18 protein-coding genes and 1 pseudogene are annotated in these 25,424 nt (G+C 46.6%); 16 read left to right on the top strand and 3 right to left on the bottom strand.

Going from position 1 to position 25,424, the window contains the following annotated elements:
- Positions 1-162 precede the first annotated feature (162 nt).
- Entirely contained in the window at positions 163-2,367 is a 2,205-nt protein-coding gene (locus G4D54_19015; protein QJA04364.1) for an EAL domain-containing protein, read from the top strand.
- Between the two features lie 210 nt (positions 2,368-2,577).
- On the opposite strand, the gene G4D54_19010 is transcribed toward G4D54_19015, so the two are convergent.
- The 3 genes from G4D54_19010 to G4D54_19000 are packed head-to-tail and all read right to left on the bottom strand — an operon-like array spanning position 2,578 to position 4,353.
- Positions 2,578-3,354 (bottom strand): pentapeptide repeat-containing protein, encoded by a 777-nt coding sequence (locus tag G4D54_19010; GenBank protein ID QJA04363.1) that lies wholly within the window; start codon positions 3,352-3,354, stop codon positions 2,578-2,580.
- The gene (locus G4D54_19005) at positions 3,351-4,031 is read right to left on the bottom strand and encodes a hypothetical protein (protein ID QJA04362.1); all 681 of its coding nucleotides are present in this window, start codon (positions 4,029-4,031) and stop codon (positions 3,351-3,353) included. Before G4D54_19005 ends, G4D54_19010 begins: the two co-directional genes overlap by 4 nt.
- Positions 4,021-4,353 carry a PadR family transcriptional regulator gene (locus G4D54_19000; protein ID QJA04361.1) on the bottom strand — a complete coding sequence of 111 codons (333 nt, stop codon included), beginning with the start codon at positions 4,351-4,353 and terminating at the stop codon, positions 4,021-4,023. Before G4D54_19000 ends, G4D54_19005 begins: the two co-directional genes overlap by 11 nt.
- 312 nt (positions 4,354-4,665) lie before the next feature.
- Here G4D54_19000 and G4D54_18995 point away from each other — a divergent pair, with 312 nt between their 5' ends.
- From G4D54_18995 to G4D54_18925, 15 genes and pseudogenes are all read left to right on the top strand, one after another.
- Positions 4,666-5,370: an ABC transporter ATP-binding protein gene (locus G4D54_18995; GenBank protein QJA04360.1), complete on the top strand. Its 705-nt coding sequence runs from the start codon at positions 4,666-4,668 to the stop codon at positions 5,368-5,370.
- 1 nt (position 5,371) lies between these two features.
- Positions 5,372-8,620 carry an FtsX-like permease family protein gene (locus tag G4D54_18990; GenBank protein QJA04359.1) on the top strand — a complete coding sequence of 1,083 codons (3,249 nt, stop codon included), beginning with the start codon at positions 5,372-5,374 and terminating at the stop codon, positions 8,618-8,620.
- Between the two features lie 311 nt (positions 8,621-8,931).
- Positions 8,932-10,356, top strand: a complete 1,425-nt coding sequence (locus G4D54_18985; GenBank protein QJA04358.1) for a hypothetical protein — start codon at positions 8,932-8,934, stop codon at positions 10,354-10,356.
- On the top strand, positions 10,353-11,021 hold the full coding sequence (locus G4D54_18980; GenBank protein QJA04357.1) for a DUF4194 domain-containing protein: 669 nt from the start codon (positions 10,353-10,355) through the stop codon (positions 11,019-11,021). Before G4D54_18985 ends, G4D54_18980 begins: the two co-directional genes overlap by 4 nt.
- Positions 10,972-14,253: a hypothetical protein gene (locus tag G4D54_18975; protein ID QJA05240.1), complete on the top strand. Its 3,282-nt coding sequence runs from the start codon at positions 10,972-10,974 to the stop codon at positions 14,251-14,253. The genes G4D54_18980 and G4D54_18975 overlap by 50 nt, the downstream gene beginning before the upstream one ends.
- A gap of 282 nt (positions 14,254-14,535) precedes the next feature.
- Positions 14,536-14,757, top strand: coding sequence for a hypothetical protein (locus tag G4D54_18970; protein QJA04356.1), 222 nt, complete (start codon positions 14,536-14,538; stop codon positions 14,755-14,757).
- On the top strand, positions 14,754-15,095 hold the full coding sequence (locus tag G4D54_18965) for a DUF2085 domain-containing protein (GenBank protein ID QJA04355.1): 342 nt from the start codon (positions 14,754-14,756) through the stop codon (positions 15,093-15,095). Before G4D54_18970 ends, G4D54_18965 begins: the two co-directional genes overlap by 4 nt.
- Positions 15,096-15,170: 75 nt before the next feature.
- A complete protein-coding gene (locus tag G4D54_18960; protein QJA04354.1) occupies positions 15,171-16,010 on the top strand; it encodes a VanW family protein in 840 nt (279 codons plus the stop codon).
- A gap of 81 nt (positions 16,011-16,091) precedes the next feature.
- Positions 16,092-16,553 (top strand): annotated as a pseudogene (locus tag G4D54_18955) (hypothetical protein).
- 188 nt (positions 16,554-16,741) lie between these two features.
- Positions 16,742-17,398 carry a DUF1905 domain-containing protein gene (locus G4D54_18950; protein ID QJA04353.1) on the top strand — a complete coding sequence of 219 codons (657 nt, stop codon included), beginning with the start codon at positions 16,742-16,744 and terminating at the stop codon, positions 17,396-17,398.
- Positions 17,399-17,492: 94 nt separating this feature from the next.
- Positions 17,493-17,792, top strand: a complete 300-nt coding sequence (locus tag G4D54_18945) for a hypothetical protein (GenBank protein ID QJA04352.1) — start codon at positions 17,493-17,495, stop codon at positions 17,790-17,792.
- Positions 17,793-18,140: 348 nt separating this feature from the next.
- Entirely contained in the window at positions 18,141-20,144 is a 2,004-nt protein-coding gene (locus G4D54_18940; GenBank protein ID QJA04351.1) for an ABC transporter permease, read from the top strand.
- 1,191 nt (positions 20,145-21,335) lie between these two features.
- Entirely contained in the window at positions 21,336-21,764 is a 429-nt protein-coding gene (locus G4D54_18935; GenBank protein QJA04350.1) for a winged helix-turn-helix transcriptional regulator, read from the top strand.
- A 31-nt stretch (positions 21,765-21,795) separates the two neighbouring features.
- Positions 21,796-23,520: an ABC transporter ATP-binding protein gene (locus tag G4D54_18930; protein QJA04349.1), complete on the top strand. Its 1,725-nt coding sequence runs from the start codon at positions 21,796-21,798 to the stop codon at positions 23,518-23,520.
- Positions 23,520-25,379 carry an ABC transporter ATP-binding protein gene (locus G4D54_18925; GenBank protein ID QJA04348.1) on the top strand — a complete coding sequence of 620 codons (1,860 nt, stop codon included), beginning with the start codon at positions 23,520-23,522 and terminating at the stop codon, positions 25,377-25,379. Before G4D54_18930 ends, G4D54_18925 begins: the two co-directional genes overlap by 1 nt.
- Positions 25,380-25,424: the final 45 nt, after the last annotated feature.

Raw genomic sequence — 25,424 nt, 5'->3', positions numbered from 1 at the left:
GTTTTAACTTTACAAAGAACCTTCCATAAATTGTAAGAAATTAAGTGAGGCTCCTTCTCTGCCGGATTTCTTTCTAGTATATGGCAGAAATCTCAGTTTTTGATTTGTTTCGTCATCTTTTTGTTGTACAATGAAAGAAGAAACAAAAAGGTGGTGACGTCTATGCAAAGCAAAGGCAAGGCAAACAGTAAGGCGGACATACAGCATGATCATCTCACTGCTCTGTGGAATAAGGAGGCAGGGGAGGAGCTGCTGGATTCCTGTATCCGTACAGCCAAAGCGCAGAGTACCTCCTTTCTTGCGGTCCTTCTGGATATCAATGATCTGGATACCGTAAACAAACGCTGTGGACATCAGGAGGGGGATCGGATCCTGCAAAGGGTAGCGGAAAAAATTCGCAGCAGTCTGCAGACCGGGGATTTCGCAATCCGTCTGGGCGGTGATGAGTTTCTCCTTGTTTTTCAACAGCTTTCCAAAAAAGAGGTACGCAACCTGTTGGATCAAATTCTGAATGAACTGGAGGAAGAAAGCAGGGAGTTTCCCTATACCATGGGCTTCTGCTTCGGAATTACACAGATCATGGCGGATATGGAGCTGTCAGTGAAAAAAATCATTATGCGTGCAGATGATGAAATGTATCTGTCAAAACGCCGCTATCATCTGGAGCAGTCAAGAAAAGCCTTTGCGCTGCGCCCTTACCATGAAAGTGAGGAGGTGCGCCAGTTTTCCTATGATAAGGATCTGCTGCTGAGTGCCCTGATGCAGAGCAGCGATGATTATATCTATGTATGCAATATGAAGGAGGACCCTTCCTGCTTCCGATATTCCCGTGCCATGGTTGAGGAATTTGATCTCCCATCGGAAATCGTGCATGATGCTGCCAATGTATGGGGCGCAAGAATTCATGAGGCAGACCAGAAGATATTTCTGGAAGGGAATCAGGAAATTGCCGATGGCCGTGTGGATTTTCACAATGTGGAGTATCGTGCCAGAAACCGCAGAGGCGAGTGGGTGTGGCTCAGATGCCGCGGTCATGTGGAGCGGGATGAGGATGGACAGCCGGTTTTGTTTGCCGGCATTATCACCAATCTGGGACGTAAGAATAAAATCGATTATCTGAGCGGTCAGTTTAACAAATATGAGCTGGAGGATACGCTGCAGATGATGGTTGCCAAGGAGGAGCATTTCTTCATGATGATCCTGGATTTGGATGGTTTTTCCAGCATCAACAAGCTGTACAATCACCAGTTTGGAGATGAGGTGCTGGCCAAGACGGCGCAGATCATCCAGTCTGTTCTTCCGGAATATGCAAGGCTGTACCGCAATGATGGTGATGAATTTATCGTTCTGCTCAGGAGCTGTACCGATTCCAACGAGATTGCCGGCTTTTATCACAGGCTCCAGCAGGAGCTGGGGCATCAGCGCATTCTGAACGGAAAGAAATACCACTGCACGGTTTCTGCCGGCTGTGCCTGCTTTCCAAAGGATGGCGATGATATGATGTCACTGACGAAGAACGTCGGTTATGCACTGGAGGCAAGCAAGCGCAATGGTAAGAACAGACTGACGTTCTATGAGAAGAAAATGTCGGAAACAGAGCTGCAGGAGCTGGATATGCTGGAACAGCTGCGTTACAGCATGGAACATGATTTCGAAGGCTTTTCCCTGCAGTATCAGCCGCAGGTGGAGGCAGACAGCGGCCGTATAATCGCTGCGGAGGCACTGGCCAGATGGCACAGCAGCATGTATGGCAATGTATCGCCTGTGGTGTTCATTCCCTTGCTGGAAAAGAGCGGGATGATACTCACCATCGGTAAATGGATATTTGAAACAGCCCTCAGGCAATGTGCAGCATGGCTGAAAAAGTGTCCGGATTTCTGTGTCAGTGTGAATTTATCCTACCTGCAGCTGTATGAGGAAGGATTCATCACATTCATGAAGGAAACGCTGAAGAAGTGCCATGTTCCCAGCCGCAATATCATTGTGGAAATGACGGAGAGCTATATGGTGAAAAGCAGTGAGGAGCTGCAGGCGATCTTTCAGGAGATACGAAGCATCGGTGTGCGTATCGCCATGGATGATTTTGGAACCGGATACTCCTCTCTCGGTGTTTTGAAAAATTCCCCTGCGGATATTGTGAAAATCGACCGGATTTTCATTAAGGATATTTTAAACAGTGAATTTGATGCGACCTTTATTCAGTTTGTTGTCAGACTATGCCATGATGTGAACATTCGTGTTCTGCTGGAGGGTGTGGAGACAAAGGCGGAATATGAGAAGGTAAAAACCATGGGACTGGACGATATTCAGGGCTATTATTTTGGAAAACCGATGCATCCCGAGAAACTGGAGGAGCTTTTGCGGTAGATGCCATGCTGCCTCCAGCTTTTATGGAAATCAGATAAAAAAACAGGAAGTCATGTGAACATCCGGGTACGGAACATATCCGTTCAGGATGAAGCAGACTTCCTGTTTGCCATTTATAAAAGCATCTCCGCATGTCCAAAGAACGATAACCGGGCAAGGGGCGAAATACGTTTCATCAGGCATCGGCTTTCCTTTCTGACGCCATCCGCTTTATGATACCGTGTTCCAGTGGGTGGGTATGTGCAGGTGATTGGGGAGCCTAGTCAAGCTGTCACCGATGGCGGTGTTGAGCTGCATCTGGGTCAGAAAGAAACAATTACGCAAATCACTGCCGGCAATGCGGCAGTCCCGCATATCACTTCCCAGAAAACAGGAGCCCTGCAGGTCGCAGCCTGACAAATCAGCGGCAAGCAGAGACTTCATACTGAAATCCGTGCTTCGCAGTCTTTTATTGGTGAACCGCTTTCCCATTGGATGCTTATGAGGATAAGGATGCCGAAGCTGCTTTTGCTGCATCGTCTTTTTTAACAGGCGGTTGGTCTGTTCATGCAGGGAGTCGATATCAGCGGTAAGTACCTTTCTCCAGGGCTGTCTGCGTACCGTGTCCAGTGTTTGAATCAGCACCTGCAATTCCCCATGGAAGGAAGCAGTTTCCTTCTGCAGCAGTGCTTCCCCGAGATACCAGAGCATCTGATGCAGGGAAAACAGCTTTCTGTATACTGCAAACATATCCTGGTCCGCAGGTACATTCTTTTGAACGGCAAATTGTCCCGCTCCCAGGCAGTCGTAGCCAAGACAGCCCTTCATGCCCTTCTGCTTCAGCTCATGATGAATATTGCAGGTATGATCGCTGCATAAATAGCTGCAGGATACACCGCAAGGCTTATCCTGCGGAAAACCATCCAGCTTTGAAAAATAAAGTGCTCTGCAGCAAAGTCCCCTGCATAGAGAACAGTCTGCATATAGGGCCAGTTCTTCCAGAATCATGAAGCCACATCCTTACAGCTGCAGAACGCAAGAGCCAGATACAGCAGATAGGAGCTGAAGCAAAACAGTACAAACAGCCATATCGGAATTCGCAGCACGATGATATTCTGAAACAGCAGCATACAGCCAACACTGATGCATAATGTAAACAGCCACAGGAGCAGCAACCGCCGTTTTACTGTCTTATCGTCATTTTCAAAGCTGCTGCGGCAAATCCACTGCACAATGCAAACGGCGCTTATGCCCAGCAGGATATCCAGCAGCAGTGTTGATAAGGAAAGCGGATAGGTGCTTTGTATATCGAGCTGCAGTAATGCATGAAGGCCGTCCTTTGAAAGAAACAGATTGATAACGCCCAGAATGGCAATCAGGAGAAAGACAATCTGCAAACGCTCCCGCAGCTTTTCCAGCTGTGAGCGCGGTGGCAGCTCTTTGATAACCGTGTCACAGAATGCCTTGTAATCCTCGGGAAACACCTCATCCAGAGGTGCATTGCGCTGCTGTGCCTCCAGCAGCATCAGTGTCAAATCATAGCGGACCTTTTCCTGCTGCAGCTCACTGATATCGGCACCTCGCAGATAACATACGATATCTGTCATAAGCTTTTGGTAATCTTCACATAAAGTCTTATCCAGACGATTATTTTCGTTGTGCAGCATTCGCATGTTACGATTCATATGCATATCCTCCCATCACAGCGGCAACACCCTGCTGCAATTCCTTCCAATGCTTCATAAAATCCTGTATTTCCAGATGACCGGCTTTTGTAATGGTATAGTATTTTCGATTGGGGCCGGAAGCCGATTTGCGAAATTCACTGTTGATACATCCGTTTTTCTCCAGTCGAAGAAGCAGCGGATAAATCGTACCCTCCGATATATCGGAAAATCCGTAGCTCTTCAGCTTTTGCGAAATATCATACCCATAGGTATCCTCCTGTGCAATCACGATCAGGATACAGTTATCCAGAATCCCCTTCATCATCTGACTTGGCAGCATGGCGTCACCTCCTCACTATCTTGTTATACAAGTTACAGCTATATTGTAAAACAAGATAGTGCATCCGTCAAGACCCTATTCTCTGTTTTCAGCTTTGTTATACAGCGGGAACGTGTCTCTTTCATCTGCATAATCGCTGCACTTTACCACACCGCATCATCCTTCTGCCTTTCCTCGCACTTGTCCATCAGGTGCCCTTTGGGGATGAATGTATCATCAGCGAAAACTTTGCATCAGCTTTTATGGAAAATGGCTGTCTTCTCCGATATATTTCTAGTATAATATAGAAAAGCACAGAAAGAAGGAACCGGTATGAGCGCTTATATTGAATTTCAGAATGTGAAAAAGATATATAAAATGGGGGAAGTGGAAATCCAGGCACTTGCCGGTGTGGATTTTACCATTGATAAAGGGGAGTTTGTAGTAATTGCAGGAGCCAGCGGTGCCGGTAAAAGCACAATACTGAATATTCTTGGCGGCATGGACTCCTCAACAAGCGGCAATATTTTTGTGGATGGAACTGAAATCAGTAAATTTAATGCCAAGCAGCTGACAACGTACCGGCGCTATGATATTGGGTTTGTTTTTCAGTTCTATAATCTTGTGCAGAATCTGACTGTAAAGGAAAATGTGGAGCTGGCAACTCAGATTTGTAAGCAGCCGCTGGATATCGATGAAACAATTGAAGCTGTCGGACTGAAGGAGCGTGCCTCCAATTTCCCGGCACAGCTGTCCGGTGGAGAACAGCAGCGTGTGGCAATTGCCCGCGCACTTGCCAAAAATCCGAAGCTTTTGCTGTGTGATGAGCCGACAGGGGCACTGGATTACAATACCGGAAAACAGATTTTGAAGCTTTTGCAGGATACCTGCCGGCAGCGCGGAGTCAGTGTTGTAGTGATTACACACAATCTGGCATTGACTGCCATGGGAGATAAGGTAATCAAGGTACGAAACGGAAAAATTGACAGCATCACGATCAATGAGCATCCTTTACCGGTAGAAAGGATTGAATACTGATATGAAAAAGAAAGCCCTTCTGAAAGATACCCTGCGGGAAATCCGCAAATCCTTCGGTCGCTTCTTTTCCATCTTTGCCATCGTCGGCATCGGAGTCGCCTTCTTCGCCGGAGTACGGGACAGTGTACCGGTGATGAAAAATACTGCGGATACTTATTTTGATGACTATAATTTCATGGATCTGAAGATTATGTCGACCATCGGCATGACAAAGGAGGATGTTTCCGCTATCCGGCAGGTGGATGGAGTGGCCGGCGTGTATGGCAGCTACAGCATGGATGTACTCAATACGCATAACAATCAGCAGCGTGTCTACAAGCTGCTGTCTTATCCGATGAATGCGAAGGCAGAGGATGAAAACTATATCAATCAGATGCGGTTGATCAAGGGGCGGCTTCCTCAGAAAGCAGATGAATGCGTCATCGAATACACCAATATCAAGGGAGCGGATTCCAGAATCGGAGAAACGATAACCTTTGCGAGCGGTACGGACGAAAAACTGGATGCGTCATTAAAGCGCTCAACCTATAAAATCGTCGGAGAGGTAACGATGCCGTATTATCTGTCCTATGAAAAGGGCAGCTCTGCCATCGGCAGCGGCAGTATTGATAATTATGCGGTGATTCCGGATACCAACTTCAAATCCTCTTACTATACGGAGGTGTATGTGACGGTTGACGGCGCAAAGAAGCCCAACTCCTATGCGGATGCTTATTTCGATATCATCGATCCCAAGAAGACCACAATCACTGCACTGGGAGAGGAGCGTGCACAGGAACGCTTTGACGATATCAAAAAGGAAGCCCTTGCCAAGGTTGAAGCTGGTCGTATGGAATATGAGAAGAATAAAAAGAAATATGAGACAGAAATAAAAAATGCCAAGGACAAGCTGGAGAATGCAAAAGATGAACTGCTTGTTGGACAGGCCACCCTGAATGCAGAGAAAAGCAGTGCGGAAAGAACCATACAGGAAAAGGATGCACAGCTGCAGCAGAGTGAACAGACCCTGTCCCAGCTGAAATCTCAGTACTCCAGTGCGAAAAGCTATCTGGACGCGCAGCAGAAAAAGCTGGATGACAATCTGCCGCAGATACAAAAGCAGATAGCGGAAGCCAAAGAAAAGCTGTCCTCACTGGATGAGGAACTTGCCAAAGTGGATACGCAGCTGCAGGATCCGAATCTAACAGAGCTGGAAAAACAGCTGCTGCAGGAGAAAAAGGCGGCACTGGAAACCTCGCGGCAGGTTGCTTCTCCTGCATTAACGATGCTGGAAGCACAGATATCAACAATGCAGGAAATGGTAACCATGGCAGCCTCTCAGCTGCATGCACTCGAAACCCAGATTGCGACTGCCCAGCAGCAGATTGAGACGGGAAAGCAGCAGCTGGCATCCGCCAGAGTGAGCGCACAGCAGGAAAGTGCGGCCGCACAAGATAAGATAACAAACGGACAAAAGGAAATCGCGCTGGGAAAGCTGGAGCTTGAGAAGCAGGAAAGGGACGGTGCTGCCAAGCTGCAGGAGGCCAAGGAAAAGCTGGATCGGTCAGAGGAAGACATCAACAGCATGGAAACGCCGAAATGGTATGTACTGGACCGCCATTCGCATTACTCCTATATGGATTATGGAAGTGCTGCGGACCGCATGGGAGCGATTGCCAAGGTGTTTCCGCTGTTCTTCTTCCTTGTTGCGGCTCTGGTATGTCTGACGACGATGACCCGTATGGTCGATGAAGAGCGTCAGGAAATCGGTACCCTGAAGGCACTGGGATATTCCAAGCCGGATATCGCGATGAAATTTGTAGCCTATGCGGCGATCGCCAGTATCCTTGGTGGAATCTGCGGGGCAGTAATTGGCATGATTGTCTTCCCGACAGTGATTTTCAATGCCTGGGGAATTATGTATACACTGCCGGATGTTCAGCTGCAGGCGGATATCGGACTGGCGGCCCTTGCCATCGGGCTTGCCTCCATGATAACGGTAGCTGCAGCACTTGCGGCCTGTTATAAGGAGCTGGTTGAAACGCCGGCCCTCCTCATGCGTCCCAAGGCTCCGAAAAACGGTAAGAAGATTTTACTGGAGCGTATTCCATTTATATGGAAGCGATTCAATTTTATTTACAAGGTGACCGCGCGGAATATCTTTCGCTATAAAAAGCGTTTCCTCATGACGGTGATTGGAATCAGCGGCTGCAGTGCCCTGCTGGTAGCCGGCTTTGGTATTCAGGATTCCATCGGGGAAATTGCGGTGAAGCAGTATGGGGATATCTTCAAATTTGATGTCACCATGACATATAAAGGTGAGGATACGCTCAGCCAGAAGGAACAGGATTTGAACGAGCTGCAAAAGGACTCCCGTGTGAAGTCTGCCACTGCTATGGCGGTATATCACGGCTTCTATGCGGATGAGGGAGAGGATAAGGGAATCGACCTGTATGTTCCTCAGGATGTGGAAAGCCTGCATACGTATATCTCCCTGCGTCAGCGCGGCTCCAATGAAGCGATCAGCTTAAACAATGACGGAGCAGTTATCACAGAGAAAATCGCCAAGGATAAACATCTGAAGGTCGGCGATACCTTCCCAATCGACAATGGGGACGGTGTAAAGAAGGATGTGAAAATTGCGGCTATTACAGAGAACTATGTGGGGCATATCGTATATATGACACCCTCCTATTATAAGAGTGTCTATCACAAGACACCGCAAAATACCGGCATGTTTGCCATCATGCGGGACAGCAGTGAAAAGGATGAACAGGCGCTGGGAAATGCCTTTATGAAAAAGGATACCATTGATTCTGTATCCTTCTATTCCGGAATTGCAGCATCCTTCCAGGATACGATTGCATCCCTTTCCTTCATTGTTGTTGTATTGATTATCTCAGCCGGACTGCTGGCATTTGTCGTACTTTACAATCTGACGAATGTCAATATATCGGAGAGACTGCGTGAGATTGCGACCATTAAGGTACTGGGCTTTTATGACAAGGAGGTCAGTGCCTATGTATACAGAGAGAATATTTTCCTGACACTGATCGGTGCGCTGGCAGGGCTGGTGCTGGGAATCGTCCTGCACTCCTTGATTATGTCGCTGGCAGAGCTGGATACGGTGATGTTTGGAAGAAATATCGAAAAGCTTTCCTTCCTGTATTCCGTGGCAATCACGATGGTGTTTGCCATCATTGTGAATCTGGTAATGTATCGCAAGCTGAAAAAAATACCGATGGTGGAATCCCTGAAATCGGTAGAATAGAAGCTGAAAAACAGACATTGGCAGAGCAGGAAAACGAATATACAATCGATGGAAGATGTGTTTGATATATCCGTAACCTCATGTTTTGGATACTGCTGCATGCGTCCCAGAGCAGTGCATAAGCAGGATACCGGACAGACCTGGTCCACATAGGATGACATTTGAAAAATAGTTATGTGCAGCATTTCACAGCAGTTCCCATCCTTTTGAAGGGAGCTGCTGTTTTTCTTTTCTGCGATACACTAAAGTCATGGATATTTTACCTCGCTTATAGTAAAATAAAGGAACGAATGTTTGAAAGGTGGGCTTGCATGTCCTTATTTGAGAAAATGGATCCATCCTTCTTTACCATACTGGTATCGAAGAACCGGGATATTTATGTGGATCTGCTTCTGCAGATTCATGACTGCATTTATCGCAATCAGACCATGAGCATGGAGCGTGCCCTGCTTCAGGATTTACTGGAAGATTATGTGCAGGATAAAAAATATGAAATCGACTTTCAGGAGGAAGCGGAATACAGCGATATCGAGAATGAGCTGCGCAGTGAGAAGGATGTTTATGACCAGGATATCCAGTTTCTGTTACGGCTGTTTGAGAAGCATACCTGGATCAATGTCGATCTGCATATGGATACGATGAAAAAAATGGTGTCTCTGCCCTATCACAGCCGGGTGTTCATCTCCTTTGTGAATGATATTATCAAGGAGCGGGAACAGATCGGCTATCTGATTCGCATCCATGCCTCCCTAAAGGATATGGATGATCCCGTGAAAATAGAAGACAGCTATCAGCATATCCGCAATGCCTATGCCGATTTCAAGGAGCTGATTCTGACACTGGAACAGACCAATGCCAGAATACGGGATTATTATGCGATTCAGGTGAAAAAGGCATCGACGAAAATCTATCATGATTTCTTTGATGTTTATTATGGTGATATTGTGGAGGGCTATGTTTTTCCAACTCTTGTGGAGGACAGCTTAAAACGGTTTAAAAACCCGGTCGCAGGTATTTTGGAAACCCTTCTGCAGGAGGAAGCAGTCAAGGAGAAAATTGTAGACAGTGCGGTAAGTCACTATCGTGTTGCCAGCCGTGATACGGCAAAAAAGCATATCGAGGAAATGCTGTATGCCATGTACAATGATTTGAATATCGTGGAAACGCTGACTGCCCAGCTGGTGGACAGCGACGCGGGTTACCGCAGACTGGCAAAGCAGAAAATTATGTATCTGTGCAACAGTGATCAGGGGTTAAAGGGAAAGCTGGTGGAACTGATCCATCATATGAAGGAAGAGCCGCAGAGAGTGTGTGAGCAGATCAGTGAATCCATCAATATCCAGCAGACCCGCTACATGGAGCGTGATGAGGTGTACACCTTTGAACGACGCAGGCGTAGGGATGAGCGGGAAGTGATGACCTTCACCTTTGAAGAGAGCACCCAGAATCAGGAGGAGCTTGAAAAGCGCATTGGCTTTGACCGCTATGCCCGCTTTACCCGTGAAAGCATATCGGCTTACTATGCAGAGAAGCTGCATGGGGAAGCGGTAGGAAAGCTGAAGGATATCGGGGTAAAGGATATGGATGACTATATCCGCTCCATTCTGGTGTATGTATATGGAAGAGACCGCAAAATGGATGTGCAGGCAACCCTGATTCCGAATCAGACGGAAGGGATTACAGAAGGGGATTTCCATTACCCCAATCTGTTGATTAAAAGGAAGGTAACAAAATGAAGGTAGAACAACTGGATCTGAAGGACCGCGAGGAATTCGGACGGATCGTCAATATATTACTGGCAGAAAACTGCATTTACCAGTATGCGAAAATCAGGCAGTTTGAGAAAAAGGAACGAAATGCAGACTATGTGTTTATCCATGATCACTGGGACTGCTTCGAGGAATATCTCCGCTATGCGGGATGGCTGCTGTGCAGGGAGCGTTCATCTTATATGGGGATGATTTATCTGGTCAATGAGCGGGAGGACTGCAGCTGCCGCTATCGTCTGACAAAGCTGGAAACGCAGCTTCTGCTGATTCTGCGTAATTATTATGAGGAGAAAATGCTGGAGCTGGATGCATCTCTCACCATACGTATTTCTGTCAATGAGCTGCTGCAGCTGCTGGTTGATGTGCATGCGATGGTAAGCGTAAGGCCTTCGATGCAATACATCCATGCGGCATTACAGTCCCTGCAAAGACTGAATATTCTTCAGAAATACACACAGGGGGATGAGGAGCTGATCTGGGTACTGCCTTATATCACCTGTGTTCTCACACCGAAGCGGGTGGAGGAAATTCTGAGGAAGCTGCGTAATGAGGAAGGAGAGGAAGACGATGAAGCTGAAGAAAATGCTGCTGGTCAACTGGCTGTATTACGAGAAGACGATCCTGAGCTTTGAGGATATCGTCTTTCTGAGCGGTAAAACCGGTGAGGGGAAGTCAGCGCTGATTGATGCCATGCAGCTGGTCATTCTCGGTCGAACCGACAATTCCATTTTCAATAAATCCGCAAATGATAAAACAACCCGTGATCTGATGGGATATCTGAAGGGCAAATACAAGGATGGTACCTTTAAGCGTGATAAAGGGATGTTCAGCTCACATCTGTGTATGGAATTTGAGGATGAACAGCATAGGATTTACTGCTTTGGTATCGTATTTGACGTAAACGGGCCTACGCGGGGGGACATGGAGCATTGCTACTATATGATGAATCAGCCGATTCCCGAGCATTGCTTTACGGATGAGGGAACGGTATTCAATATCCGTCGTATGAAGAAGCTGCTGGCCAGCTTTCAGGATCGCAGCTGCCGTTCCTTTACCACACATATGGATTACAAAAACTATTTCCGTCAGCGCATGCTGATCAAGGACCAGCGGTTTTTCGATGTCTTTAAAATGGCAGTTGCTTACACACCGATGATGAATATTTCTGAATTCATCGTAAAAAATATCTGTCAGGAGGAAGAAGACCTTAATCTCGAAGAGATGCAGGAGGAAATTCAGGATTACCGGCAGATGAAGGAACAGCTGGAAACGGTACAGCAGAAAAAGGCCCAGCTTTCCCTGATCCATGAACAGTATACGGATATATGCGGGGAACTGGAGCGTGTTGCGAACTTGCGTGTGGAGCAAAAGGCAGCTGTATATCACGGTATGCTGGTGGAACATGATGAGGCAGCCGCACAATATGAGGTATATACAAGGAACTATCAGAAGCTGACAAAGGAATCAAGGGAAACCGAGGAGCAGCGGGCACTGCTGGAACAGAACATGGAAGCCTTACGGGATGCACGCAGGGATAATGCGGCAGATATTCTGGAACGAAAGATACAGGCGCATCTGGAGCAGAGAAACACCCTGCAAAGAGATACGACCGCCGTTCAGCAGCAGCTGGTTACGAAGGGAGAATTTCTGAAGGAACAGATAGAGCAGCTGGAGGAAATCGAGGATTATGACGGCTTGCAGCTGGAGGACTTCGATTTGTCCGCAATCAAGCTGTCTATACAAAGGTCCGTGCATGCGGCACAGCGGCTGGCTGCGTTTGATCTGGATGCCTATATGGATATTCAGCGACAGATGAGAGACATCGAGAATACCCTGTCCACTGTGCGCCAAACCATGCAAAACAGCCTGCAGACATGCAGGGAGGAACAGGAGGTGCTTGCGGCAAATCGCCGTGCGCTGGAAGCCGGGAAAAAGACATATCCGAAAAAGCTGCTCGTTTTAAAGCAGGAGCTGGAGGAACGGCTTTATCAGCAGGTGGGAAAACCGGTAGAGGTATGCATACTCGCAGACCTGTTCAGTATTCAGGAGGAGGCGTGGACAAATGCGATCGAAGGCTACATCCATAACCAGAAGCTGAATCTGGTGGTTGAGGCAGAATATTTCATGGATGCCTATCGCATTTACCGCTCCATTAAGGAAGAAAAAAAGATTCATACCTATTCCATTGTGGATATCGCAAAGGCAAAGCCGGGGAAACGTCCCGATGCAAAAACACTGTATGACTGCGTGCAGGTGGAACGCGAGGATGTGCGCCCCTATGTGGAATATCTGCTGGGCAGAGTCGTGTGCTGTGAAGCGGAGGAGACACTGCGAAGCTATCCGGTAAGCATCACCAGCGACTGTATGCTGTACAGCGGCTATGCAGTGTCGCATATGAATCCGGAATTGTATAAGGTACCCTTTATCGGTGCCGATTCCATAGAAAAGCAGCTGCAGGAGCTGATTATCCGCCAGCAAAAGCTCACCTCCACCTGCCGCAAGCTGGAAACAGTCACAAGGACATTGCAGGCGGTACAGCTGCAAACCGTTATCAGTGATGACTTTATCCGTCAGCTGGAGGATGGACTGTGCAAGGCCAAAGAGGTGGAGCAGCTGGAACAAAAGATCAAAGAGCTGCGTGCCGCTCAGACACCGGAATCCCTGCAGGAACTTCTGCTGCTGGATCAAAAACTGGATGAGGCAAAGAAAAAGAAAAACGAACTGTATATGCTGCAGGTGGAACAGGAAAGCCGGCGCCGTCAGCTGGAAGAGGATATGAAGCTTTGCAATGCACGTATACAGGAGCTTCAGCAGCAGGTTAAGGAAGCGAAAAAGCCCGAGCAAGGCATACCGGACACAATCGGGGCAATCACCACGGCAGACGGTATCCGCAGGAAACAGAAACAGCTGGAGGAAGCACTGCGGGAGCTGAACAGCCGTGTTGAAATTTCCAAGCAGGAGCTGATAACGAAAAAAACTCATTACAATGATACCTTCCGCATTGCCCTCAACCCGAATTTTTTATGCGATGATTATGAGCGGGAATATGAAAAGCATTCGGATAATATTGTTGAGGACTATATCGATAAATGCCGCCTCGCACAGCAGAAGGCATATGAGTGCTTCCAGAATAATTTCTTTAGTGCGCTCAATAGTAAAATTGAAAATGTGCGAATGCAGATTGACCGGTTGAACCGCTCTATCCGCAGGCATAAATTCGGTCGCTCCAGCTATGAATTTGTGTGTACCTGCAATGAGGATTACCGTGAGTATTACAATCTGATCACCAACAAGGAATTAAACGGTCACAATCTGTTGAACACGAAGGTGTATGAGGAAAATGAGGAGCTGATTCATGAGCTGTTTAATAAAATTTCTTCCTTATCCTCCATGCAGGACCCCAAAAAGTATCAGGAGCTGCAAAAAGAGGTTCAGCTGCTTTCCCGCTTCACCACCTATCTGAAATTTGATATTCTGGAAAACGGAAACTCGCTGCGTGCCACGATCGGCTCCAGCTCCGGTGGAGAAACACAGACACCGTTTTATGTCGCTGTACTGGTATCGCTGTTCAGCGTATATGATGCAGGAAACGACGGTCTGCAGCTGGCAATCTTTGATGAGGCCTTCGATAAAATGGATAATGAGCGAATCGAGGAATGCATTTACCTGTTGAAATCACTCGGCTTTCAGGCAATTATCGTAACACCGACGGATAAGATATCCAATCTGAGCAAGGTTGCGGATGCGACGCTGATTGCGACAACGGATGAGAAAAACGGCCAGCGGGTTTCCACCGTTCAGAGATGGAGTCAGAAAGAAAACATAGCCATTCCCGACTCGGAAATGAAACAGGAAGAAGTATAAAAAAAACAGCACAAAAGCCATCTGTAAATAGATGTTTAGGAAGCCGGATTCGGCAGAGGGATTCCTTTCTGCAAAATAGAAATTCGGCTTCCTTTTTTTCTATACCTTATGAAGAAAGAGCGGACCAGTCTTGTATGGAAGTAAGCATTGCGTGTGAACCATATATATGTAGAAACAGTTTGTTTCTATTTTCAATAAAAATGAAATTCATGATGGAAAACACATTGATGCGCACAGCTTGCTTTCCTATAGTATAATAAAACCAGAAAGGCAGGTATCTATATGTATCGGAATTATGATCATGTTTGCTGTCCATCGTGCGGCAGCAGGAATCTACGCATCATCGAGGAGCGAAACAATGAAAGCTACAATCTGCCAAGCGGCATTCTTGGGGCTATCTGTTTTGGTCCGATCGGGATGCTGTGCGGACTGTGCTGTGCCGATGGCGAGCGCAGAAGAACCATCTGTATCTGCAATAACTGCGGTACCAGATTTAATCGATGAATCCGGATGACATCTGGCTCTCCCTGATGCATCTGTTTTCCCGTTCCTGCCATCAGAAAGCAGAGCGCAGCTTCTTTATTCACGGCTATCAGTGTCCCGTATGTGCAAGATGCAGCGGACTGTATCTCGGGTATGGCTTTGGCATTCTGCTATGGATGTTTTCTGTAACGCTGCCGCTTGCTGTTTACGGTCTGTTTATGCTGAGTATGCTGATTGACTGGGGACTTCAGGCGGCAGATGTTCTTCCATCGACGAATGTGCGAAGATTTGTGAGCGGGGTTTTGTGCGGTATTGCCGTGATTGGTATTTTTCATGCACTTCTGCAGGCTATTTTCTGAAAACTGCTTACGATGATTGTGCAGACTGAAATAAAGTAAAAAGGCTAATCGTATAGAAGGAAAAGGAGTGGTGCTATGAAAAAGAAACAGGAGGATCTGCGTACAAAGAAGCGTTCGGATATTCGGCTGATGCTGGGAGGCTGGTATTATACGTGGTGCAGATATATTGGATGGTATACATCAAAACGGCAGTTTGCCAGCGGACATGGAAGTGAGGACTATCCCAATGTCTGCTTTCAGCATAAAAGTCTGCTGAAGCGAAATCTGACAAAGGAAGAGGAGGTTTATCAGGAGAATAAAATTGTGAACCTTCGCCTAGCGGTGGAGAAGCTGGACGGTATCATCGTCTATCCGCAGGAAACGCTGAGCTATTGGAAAACAATAGGGAAACCGTCGGCATCCAAGGGCTATAAGAAAGGCATAATGCTGAAGGATGGAACAATTGTATACGGAATTGGCGGCGGGCTGTGCCAGCTGTCCAACCTGCTGTTCTGGATTACGATACATACACCGCTACAGGTTGTGGAGCGCCACCGTCATGGGTATGATGTGTTCCCGGATGCCAATCGCACACAGCCCTTCGGCAGCGGGGCCACCTGCTTTTATCCCTATGGTGACCTGATGATTAGCAATCCGACAGATCAGCCCTTTCAGCTGCGGCTTCATGTGGGAAAGACTCATCTGCATGGAGAATGGAGAATGCTGCATCCTCTGCAGGTACGCTATGAAATTGTTGAGCGCAATCATGAAATGCGTAGGGAATGGTGGGGCGGCTACAGTCGTCATAATCAGCTCTACCGTATGATGCTGTCAAAGGAGGGGACGCTTCTGGAGGAGCAGCTGGTTGCAGAAAACCACGCAATGATGATGTATCAGCCGCTGCTGGACGCACAAGTAAAGGAAAACAACGTCTGAAGGAGAACACACTTTGAAATATTTGTAGTGTGATGTCCTGTTCATGGAAATGAATAATGTGAAACCAGAGGAGGATATTATATGAAGGATTTCTATGAAGCCCTTGCAAGCAGCGAAAGAAACGCAGCAATTCCCAAGGAGGATGATTTCTTCGGAATGCTGATTGGCAGCTGGTATATCGATTACATGGACAATGCAACAGGCGCAGTGCGAAAAGGGGAATGGCATTTTTCCCGGGTGCTGGAAGGAATGGCAGTGTAGGATGTGATTGTATTGCCGCACCTTGAATACGGGACAACGCTTCGCATGTATAATCCGGCTACCCGTACATGGGAAATTGCCTATGGCTATACCGGAAGAATCATGCGCTTTGAGGCGAGAAAGCAGGAAGACAGGATCGTTCTTTCCAGTCTCGAAGACGAGCACAGAAAGTGGGTGTTTGCAAAGATTGCAGAAAATCACTTCCACTGGCAGGATATTATGGTACAGCAAGACGGGGAGTGGCAGGTCAATTATGATTTATATGCAAAAAGGATGGAATGAATGCTGCACGCAGCAGAGAAAAAAGCTTCCTGATAATGAAGTCTCAGGTTGTTTACGAGACTGTAAGCCGGTATGCTTGAGGACAGGGCAGGATTTCCGGATTTCCTGTCAGGAGGACGCTGTCATACAAAAAAATTAGAAAGTATTGCAACGATCAGCCATTGAGGCTGTATGAGGAGATTACACGTATGATGTATACATTCACAGAAAACCTATACAGACAGGGAAACCGATATTTTATTAGGATCCCCTTTAATGTCTGGGAGACATGTAATCAAAAGGGGATGCTCCCTGCAAGGGTAACGGTGGAAGATACTGTGTTTGAATGCAAGCTGATTTCCAAAGGGGCAGGCACTTATTTCATACCGGTTGCGAAGGCTGTTGTACAGCAGCTTAACAGCGATGGTGAGATACCTGTTTCGTTTGAAATCATCCGTGAATTAACCAGAATTAACAAGAACAGTCCCTATACAACAGACCATCCCGTACGAAAAATAGATCACATACAGGAGGTGGTATATCCGAAACCGGGATATTGCGGGCAAATCTGTATCGCTATGCTCAGCGGTCTTCCTATAGAAGATGTTATCGACTTCATGCAGACGAAGCCATGGCAGTGTTCCTTATCGAGAGTGATGGAGGCATTGCATTATTTTGGTATATCTCATGAGGATAGGATGACCTACACAAGAGGAAAGGCCTTTGCATTTCCCAAATGCTGTATCGTTACGGTACGGGATAAACCAAAGAACCATCTTGCTTTATATTATAACGGAAGATTTTATGAAGCAAGACATATTGAATTTGAGGATATTATCGGCTATCTGACTGTCCATACGGAGTAACCCGGTGCCTGGGATACACATGTGCTGCTGATGCAAGCTGTATGAAATAAGCTTAGGATATAAATGTCTTTACAAAGGCTAAAGGAGAAGGCGAATGGAAAAATACAGATACATGATGATGCTTAAAAAAAGCAAGACCTACAACAGAATGACAAAGAAGGCAGTTACGGAGCATGTGGAAAACATAAGAGGACTGGATGATGCGGGAAAATTGGAAATCTGCGGTGTGTTCAAGGGATATCCGGGAATGGCTGGCATGTATATTCTGAAAACAGACAGTCGTGAGGAAGCGGAAGCGCTATGCGAACAGGAGCCGCTGGTTATCCAGGGATATGCCACCTATCAGCTGGTTACCTTGCAAATTGCGGATCGTGAGAATAATTATTTATTATAATCATATGGTGATATGTGTTCCATGTAAATAAAGAAATGGCATGGACTGCATGGATCTCAATAAGCTGGATTATGATATAGAACAGGGGCTGGTACATCGTTCAAACGGTGGATCTGGGCCCTTTTTTTATGTAAGAAGCAACCATACCGGCATCGCATACTTTTCCACTGTTTACAGGCGCTATTAACTGCCTCCAGGCAAGCGTATAAACACTGATAAAGGGAAAATCCATTAGATAAATTACAAAGATGGCTTGCTGTATTACAATTATGAAAGGTGAATGTAAGGGACATCCATGGCACACTTCTGTGAAATTTTCTATAATTTCTGTAGAGATGAGGTGCTGCTATGAAATTTTCAAAATTGGCTTTACGAAATGTAAAGAAAAGCTATAAGGATTATTTTGTCTACTTTATGACACTGATGTTTTCCGTATGTCTGTTTTACACCTTCAATTCCTTTTCCTCTCAGGAGCAGGTATTGAATCTGAGTACGTCGCAGTCAACCGTACTGAAGACGGTCGGACAGTTTATGAATGTACTGTCTGTGTTTGTCGCAATCGTTTTGGCTTTTTTGATTCTGTATGCGAATAACTTTCTGATTCGCAGAAGGAAGCAGGAGTTTGGGATTTATATGCTGCTGGGAATGCCGAAACGGGATATCTCCAGAATTCTTGTATATGAAACAATGGCAGTCGGATTTCTTTCTCTGCTGAGCGGTCTGTTGCTGGGCGCGCTATGCTCCCAGCTGCTGGGAATCTTCAGCGCTGGAATGCTGCAGGTATCGATGAGCTTTCGTGTAATATTTTCCATACCGAGTGCAATAACAACAAGTATATCCTTTACGGTGATATTCGTTATTATCATGCTGTTGAATTCCAGAGTGATCGCAAAGGTGAAGCTAATTGATCTGCTGCAATCAAAAAAGAAGATGGAAAAGGCAAGAATCCGCAGACCATGGATGTCCGTGCTTGTTCTGCTGATTTCTCTGACACTGCTTGCAACGGCCTATTATCTGGCAACATCCTCGCTGCAGACATTTGCTGTCATGCTTGTACCAATTCTGGTGATTGGCGGTATCGGGACAATCCTGTTCTTTATGTCTCTGTCCGGCTTTCTGTTACAGTTTATCCGTCTCAGCAAGCGTACCTATTACCGCAATCTGCATATGGTTGTTTTGCGGCAGATCAATGCGAAAATCAGCTCTGCAAGTACCTCTATGGGAATCGTCTGTCTCATGCTGCTGCTTGCTATCGGTGCATTGTCCTGCGGCTTTTCACTGCATCACAGCCTGGTTGACAGTGTGGATCAGACGACACCGTATATGTATACGTACATGCAGGACGAAAATATAAGCGAAGAAAATATGAAGCAGCTGCTGAACGTGCAAAAGGCCAAACGCTGGAACAGGGTGAATGTGTATACCGACAGGGATACACTGAAGGCGATTCTTCCGCTTATGGAAGACTATGATACCGGTAAGCTGTATGCCGGTGCACCTTTGGAATATATATCCGTGAGCGACTACAATAAAGCTATGGAATCACAGGGAAATAAGCCCGTATCCATTCATAACAAAGAAGCATTCTTCATTAGCGCAAAGGAAGATATTCTGGATGCTCTCACTGCCGTCGGTGATGCGCATAAGACGATATCCGTATATGGTCACAAGCTCAAGCTGGTAAACGCCCGGGAAACCTCCAGCTTTCTCTGCACCAGTCCCATGCCGGAAATCATGCTGGCAGTCGTTGTACCGGATGCGGTTGTACAATCCAAAGCACCCGTCAGGACCTACTGGAATATCGATCTTGCCAGGGAGGCGCAGGTTTCCGCATATCAAGCACGGGTTGAAAAAAATATCACGGATTATGCCAAGCAGACAGGAATGCAGGATTACCGGTATTCCGGAATCACACGAGATGAGGTCAGGGAAAGCTCTCTCGGCTCCGGTATGCTCTTTGTTTACATCGGCCTGTATCTGGGCATTGTATTCCTTGTCTCCAGTGCAGCTGTTCTGGCACTTCAGCAGCTGAGTGATGCAGATGACAGCAAATCGAACTACGACATCCTGCGTAAAATCGGTACACCGCAAAGGATGATAGATCATTCCATTCTGGGACAGATTGCCATATATTTTATGCTGCCGCTCAGCCTTGCCATTGTGCATGCTATGGTCGGTGTTCCGGTGGTATCCGGTGCCTTCTCCTTCCTGTTTGGACTGCAGAATATGTGGAAAACAAATCTGATGACTGCGGGTATCGTCCTGCTGATTTATGGCACATATTTCCTGATTACGTATTACGGATACCGCATGGCGGTGCAGGGTCCAAGACACAAGCAGAAGAAGCAGTAAGCTTAGCGGAGCAGCTCTCAGTCCTTTATCTGATTTGACGGATACAGCATCCGATTATTAAGCGCAATACGCTGATTCATGCGATATCTTTCATGCTGCTCCTGAACGCTCTGCTCATGTGTGGAATTCGGAGAATACCTTAGAAGGCGGATCCTCTATTCGGTTGCAGTACGATGAAATTTATAAAAAATTTCGGATTTAGGTAACTTTGCTAAGAGGAAGGTCTTAGGTGAGGAAAGATTATGAGGCAGGGTATCGCCGGGTGGAGAGGTTTTTGAGGGAATACACAGATACAGAGGACAGTAAAAGGATAGCCGCAATATATGTGACAGATGCCTCCTATTGTGGAAATTAATACTGTTGGATAATCTGGAAGAAGGGACGTTTGCTGTAAAGTATATACTGGTATCATATAAGGAATCAATTTCATTCAAATGAAGTCGATTCCTTTTTACCATGCTTATCAGGGTAACCAAAGCATGTGTTCTATTGAATATTCACCTTTATAGCCTCGTGTCTGAAAGGATATTCAGCATCGTCTTGAATGGAGCTGTTGGACACCGAAATAACCTGAATATAATATGGCCCTTTGATATGGGGCCTTCATTTTTATTTGAAAAGTCCTTTCAAAAAGGAAAACAATAGGAAAGAGGAAAATGTTATGAGTGGTGATGATTTGTACCGTGCATGTGCATCAAGGGTAATCCTTAGTGACGGTTTGGGGAATGTTTTCCTTTTGAAGTGGTGATTGCGCGTGTAAGCTGTACGATGGAGCTTATCCTACAGGATATACGGCTATGCAACCATCGCAATCGGGACCTCTTTCTGATATTTTATGAGGCAAGCCATCCGGAAACAGGCACATAAAAGAAGCGGAGGCTGATAATCCTGAGCTGATAAGAAAAGGTCATTGCACACGGCTGCGCTATCAAAGCAGAATATGAAAAAATCATACTCTTAGGGGAGAATGTGTGAAGGAATAGCCAGTTGGTATTCCATAGTGATTGAAAATCAACGTCGGATGAATAGTCTACCTGTGTGCAACATGCAGGGGGATAAAGGCATGTAAGGCAACCTGCAATTTTAGCTCGTGCCATTTGTAAAACAGAGATAAGACTTATTGACAGATGATCGTTTGGGCAGTATAGTTAGGTTGCTAATAATTAGGATGCTAATTATGGAGGTGGCACTATGAAAACTGCATTTCACTTTATGATGTTTAAAACATTTCATGCACAGAGAAACAGAATCCGTCAAAATATGCAGGCATTCGGATTATCTCCCGGACAGCCAAAGGTTTTGCGCTATGTGGCAGCGAATCGCAACTGCATGCTGAAGGAAATCGCTGCAGCGTGTGATGTGGAATGTGCGACTGTATCCCGGATTCTCAATAATCTGGAGGAACAGAACATGCTGAAGCGCCATGTGGTGGAAACAAATAAACGGGCTTTATCTATGCAGATTCTGCCAAAGGGGGAACAGGCACTTGCCGCTTGGGAAAGACACTGCCGACAGGTGGAAGCCGAGTCCTTACAGGGCTTCAGTGAACAGGAAAAGGAACAGTTCCGGGAATATCTGGGTAGAATGTATCATAATCTGACTGGTAAACAGCTGGATTGATCATGAAGGAAGGAAAAAAGGAGGAAAACAGATGTTGAAACGAATGTGGCCCTATATGAGCCGATATAAAAAATATCTGGCAATCAGCTGCTTCTGCGTTGTTGCGGAAACAGTATTTGAATTGATTATACCGATCATCATGGCGGATATCATTGATATCGGTGTTGCGAATGCGGATAAGGATTACATCCTTATCAAGGGAGCGCAGATGATTGCCTGTGCATTGATTGCTCTGGTGCTTGGAATACTGTATGCCCGATATGCCGCAACCGCCGGACAGGGCTTTGGTGCAGAGCTGAGAAAGGATGAGTTTGCGAAGGTGCAGAGCTTTTCCTTTGCGAATACGGATCATTTTTCCACATCCTCGCTGATAACCAGACTGACGAGTGATGTGACGATTTTGCAGACAGCAATCAGTAACGGAGTTCGTCCGATCGTACGATCCCCTGTTATGCTGCTGACCGCACTGGTGCTGACCTTCACCATCAATGCCCAGCTTACCGTCGTCTTTTTGATTGCGATTCCCGTTTTAGGAATAGCGCTGTTTGTAATTGTGCGAAGGGTGGGACCGCTGTATCGGCTGATGCAGGCATCCATCGATAAGGTAAATACCATCGTACAGGAAAATCTGAATGCAATCCGCGTTGTGAAGTCCTATGTTCGCGGGACCTATGAGGAAGAGAAATTCGATGAGGTCAATGACAATCTGCGCTCTGCAAGTGAGCGGGCATTTCGTACCTCTGTATGGAATCTGCCGCTGTTTCAGCTGGTTATGTATACCACCGTTGTTTGCATTATCTGGTTTGGCGGGAATATGATCTTCGCCGGTACGATGAAGGTGGGAGAGCTGACCGGATTTCTGAGCTATGTATTGCAGATTCTGAATTCTCTGATGATGATCAGCAATGTTTTTTTGATGCTGACAAGATCCATCGCCAGCGGTGAGCGTATTCTTGAGGTGCTGGATGAGGAGGTGGATATCCGTGATCTGCCGCAGGCGGAGGCATCCGTGAGCTGCGGTGATATCGTGTTTGATCATGTATATTTCAAATACAAGGCGGAGGCAGAGGAATTTGTGCTGCGTGATATAACGCTGCACATCGAAAAGGGCAGCACGGTTGGCATTCTGGGAGGAACAGGTTCTGCGAAAACCACACTTGTGCAGCTGATTCCAAGGCTTTATGATGTCAGTGACGGAGAAATTCGTATTGATGGAAAAAATGTACGCGAGTATCCGGTGGAGCATCTGCGTGATGCCGTGGGGATGGTGTTGCAGAAGAATACGCTGTTTAGCGGAACAATACGTGAAAATCTGTTATGGGGTGACGCCCATGCCAGTGATGCAGATATTGCACGGGCATGTCATATTGCATGCGTGGATGAGTTTATCAGCAGCTTTCCCAAGGGGTATGATACCGATCTCGGACAGGGAGGCGTCAATGTCTCCGGCGGACAGAAGCAGCGTCTTTGCATTGCACGGGCATTGCTGAAGCGTCCCAGAGTGCTGATTTTTGATGATTCCACCAGTGCAGTTGATACCGCCACGGAGGCGAGTATCCGCGAAGGTCTGGCATCCCTGAAGGATACAACGAAAATCATTATCGCACAGCGTGTTACCTCTGTTCAGCACGCTGATCAGATTGTTATTCTGGACGATGGGAAAATACATGCGATCGGTACGCATGACACCCTGCTTGCGTCGGATCCGATCTATCAGGATATTTACTATTCCCAACAGGAAGGAGCTGGTTTATAATGGCAAGACAGATTACAGGCAAAAAGCCGAAGGATATGAAGAAAACCATACGAACCTTTCTGCGTTATCTGGGAAATCATAAATTTGCACTGCTGCTTGTCGGAGTACTTGTCATTGCCAGTGCCGGAGCGAACCTGTATGGAACCTATCTGCTGAACCCGATAATTGATAATTACATTCTTCCGCATGACTATAACGGACTGGTGCGTGCAGTCCTGTTCATGGGGCTTATGTATGCGGGGGGAGTTCTTTGTACGGCGGTATACAAGCAGCTGATGACACATACGGCGCAAAGCATCGTTAAGGAAATTCGGGAGGATCTGTTTTCCAAGATGCAGAAGCTCCCTCTTCGCTTCTTTGATACCAACACACACGGGGATGTCATGAGTCATTTCACCAATGATCTGGATACGGTACAGGATGCCTTGAACAACTGCTTTGATAATCTGATTCAAAGCTTTGTGATGATTACCGGAACACTGCTTGCTATTTTTCTGTTGAATTGGAAGCTGTCGTTGATTGTGATATTCTTTATGATTATCATGTATCTCATGATTCAATATTTCAGTAAAAAGAGTAAATATTATTTTTCTCATCAACAGGCCGCCATGGGAAAGCTGAACGGCTTTATTGAGGAGATGGTTGACGGTGTCAAGGTGGTTAAGGTATTTAACCATGAACAGAAAAATTATGAGGAATTTGAACGTCGGAATGAACGTCTGCGCAGGGCGAGTACCGAGGCTCTGACATATTCCGGCAGAACGATTCCAACGGTAGTCAGTATTTCCTATTTCAACTATGCCATTGTCGCATGTATCGGTGGATTCTTTGCGATTGGCGGAGAAATCGGACTCGGGGCACTTGCCTCTTATCTGGTGTATGTACGTCAGACAGCGCTGCCCATCAATCAGTTTACGCAGCAGCTGAACTTCATATTGGCCGCAATGGCTGGTGCGGAGCGTATCTTTGATATGATGGAGGAATGTGAAGAGGTGGATGAGGGGCGTGTTACCCTGACCCGTGTTCGGAAGCTGGAAACCGGCAGACTGCAGGAATGTCAGGAATATACCGGGCACTGGGCATGGCGGCATCCGCATGAGGACGGCAGTGTAGAGCTTGTGGAGCTGCGCGGGGATGTGCGCTTTCATGATGTCGTTTTCGGCTATGAACCAGGGGTCACAATTCTGAAGGGAATCAATCTGTATGCAAAGCCGGGGCAGAAGATTGCATTTGTCGGCAGTACCGGTGCAGGAAAAACGACAATCACCAATCTGATTAATCGGTTTTACGACATCGAAAGCGGCAGCATCACCTATGACGGTATCGATGTCAAGCTGATACACAAGGATGATCTGCGTCGTTCCATTTCCATCGTATTGCAGGATACACATTTATTTACCGGTACGATATCGGATAATATTCGCTATGGTAATTTGCATGCGGATATGGATGATGTGATCAACGCGGCAAAGCTTGCCAATGCACACAGCTTCATTAAGCGTCTTCCAAACGGCTATGACACGATGCTGAGCGGGGATGGAGCCAATCTTTCTCAGGGACAGCGGCAGCTGCTTGCTATCGCAAGAGCGGCAATCGCTAATCCGCCGGTTCTGATTCTGGATGAGGCAACCAGCTCGATCGATACACGTACAGAGAAGCTGATTGAAAAGGGGATGGACCGGCTGATGGAAAATCGAACGGTTTTTGTGATTGCACACCGCCTGTCCACTGTGCGTAATTCCAATGCAATTATGGTTCTGGATCATGGAGAAATCATTGAGCGTGGAAGTCATGATGAACTGCTGGAGGATAAGGGAAGGTATTATCAGTTATACACAGGACAGTTTGAATTGGATTGATTTAGAAAAATCAGGTATCTCATGAAAACGGGATACCTTTTTTTT

Source organism: [Clostridium] innocuum, assembly GCA_012317185.1.
GTDB lineage: Bacteria > Bacillota_I > Bacilli_A > Erysipelotrichales > Erysipelotrichaceae > Clostridium_AQ > Clostridium_AQ innocuum.
This window is presented reverse-complemented; position numbering and strand designations above follow the sequence as displayed.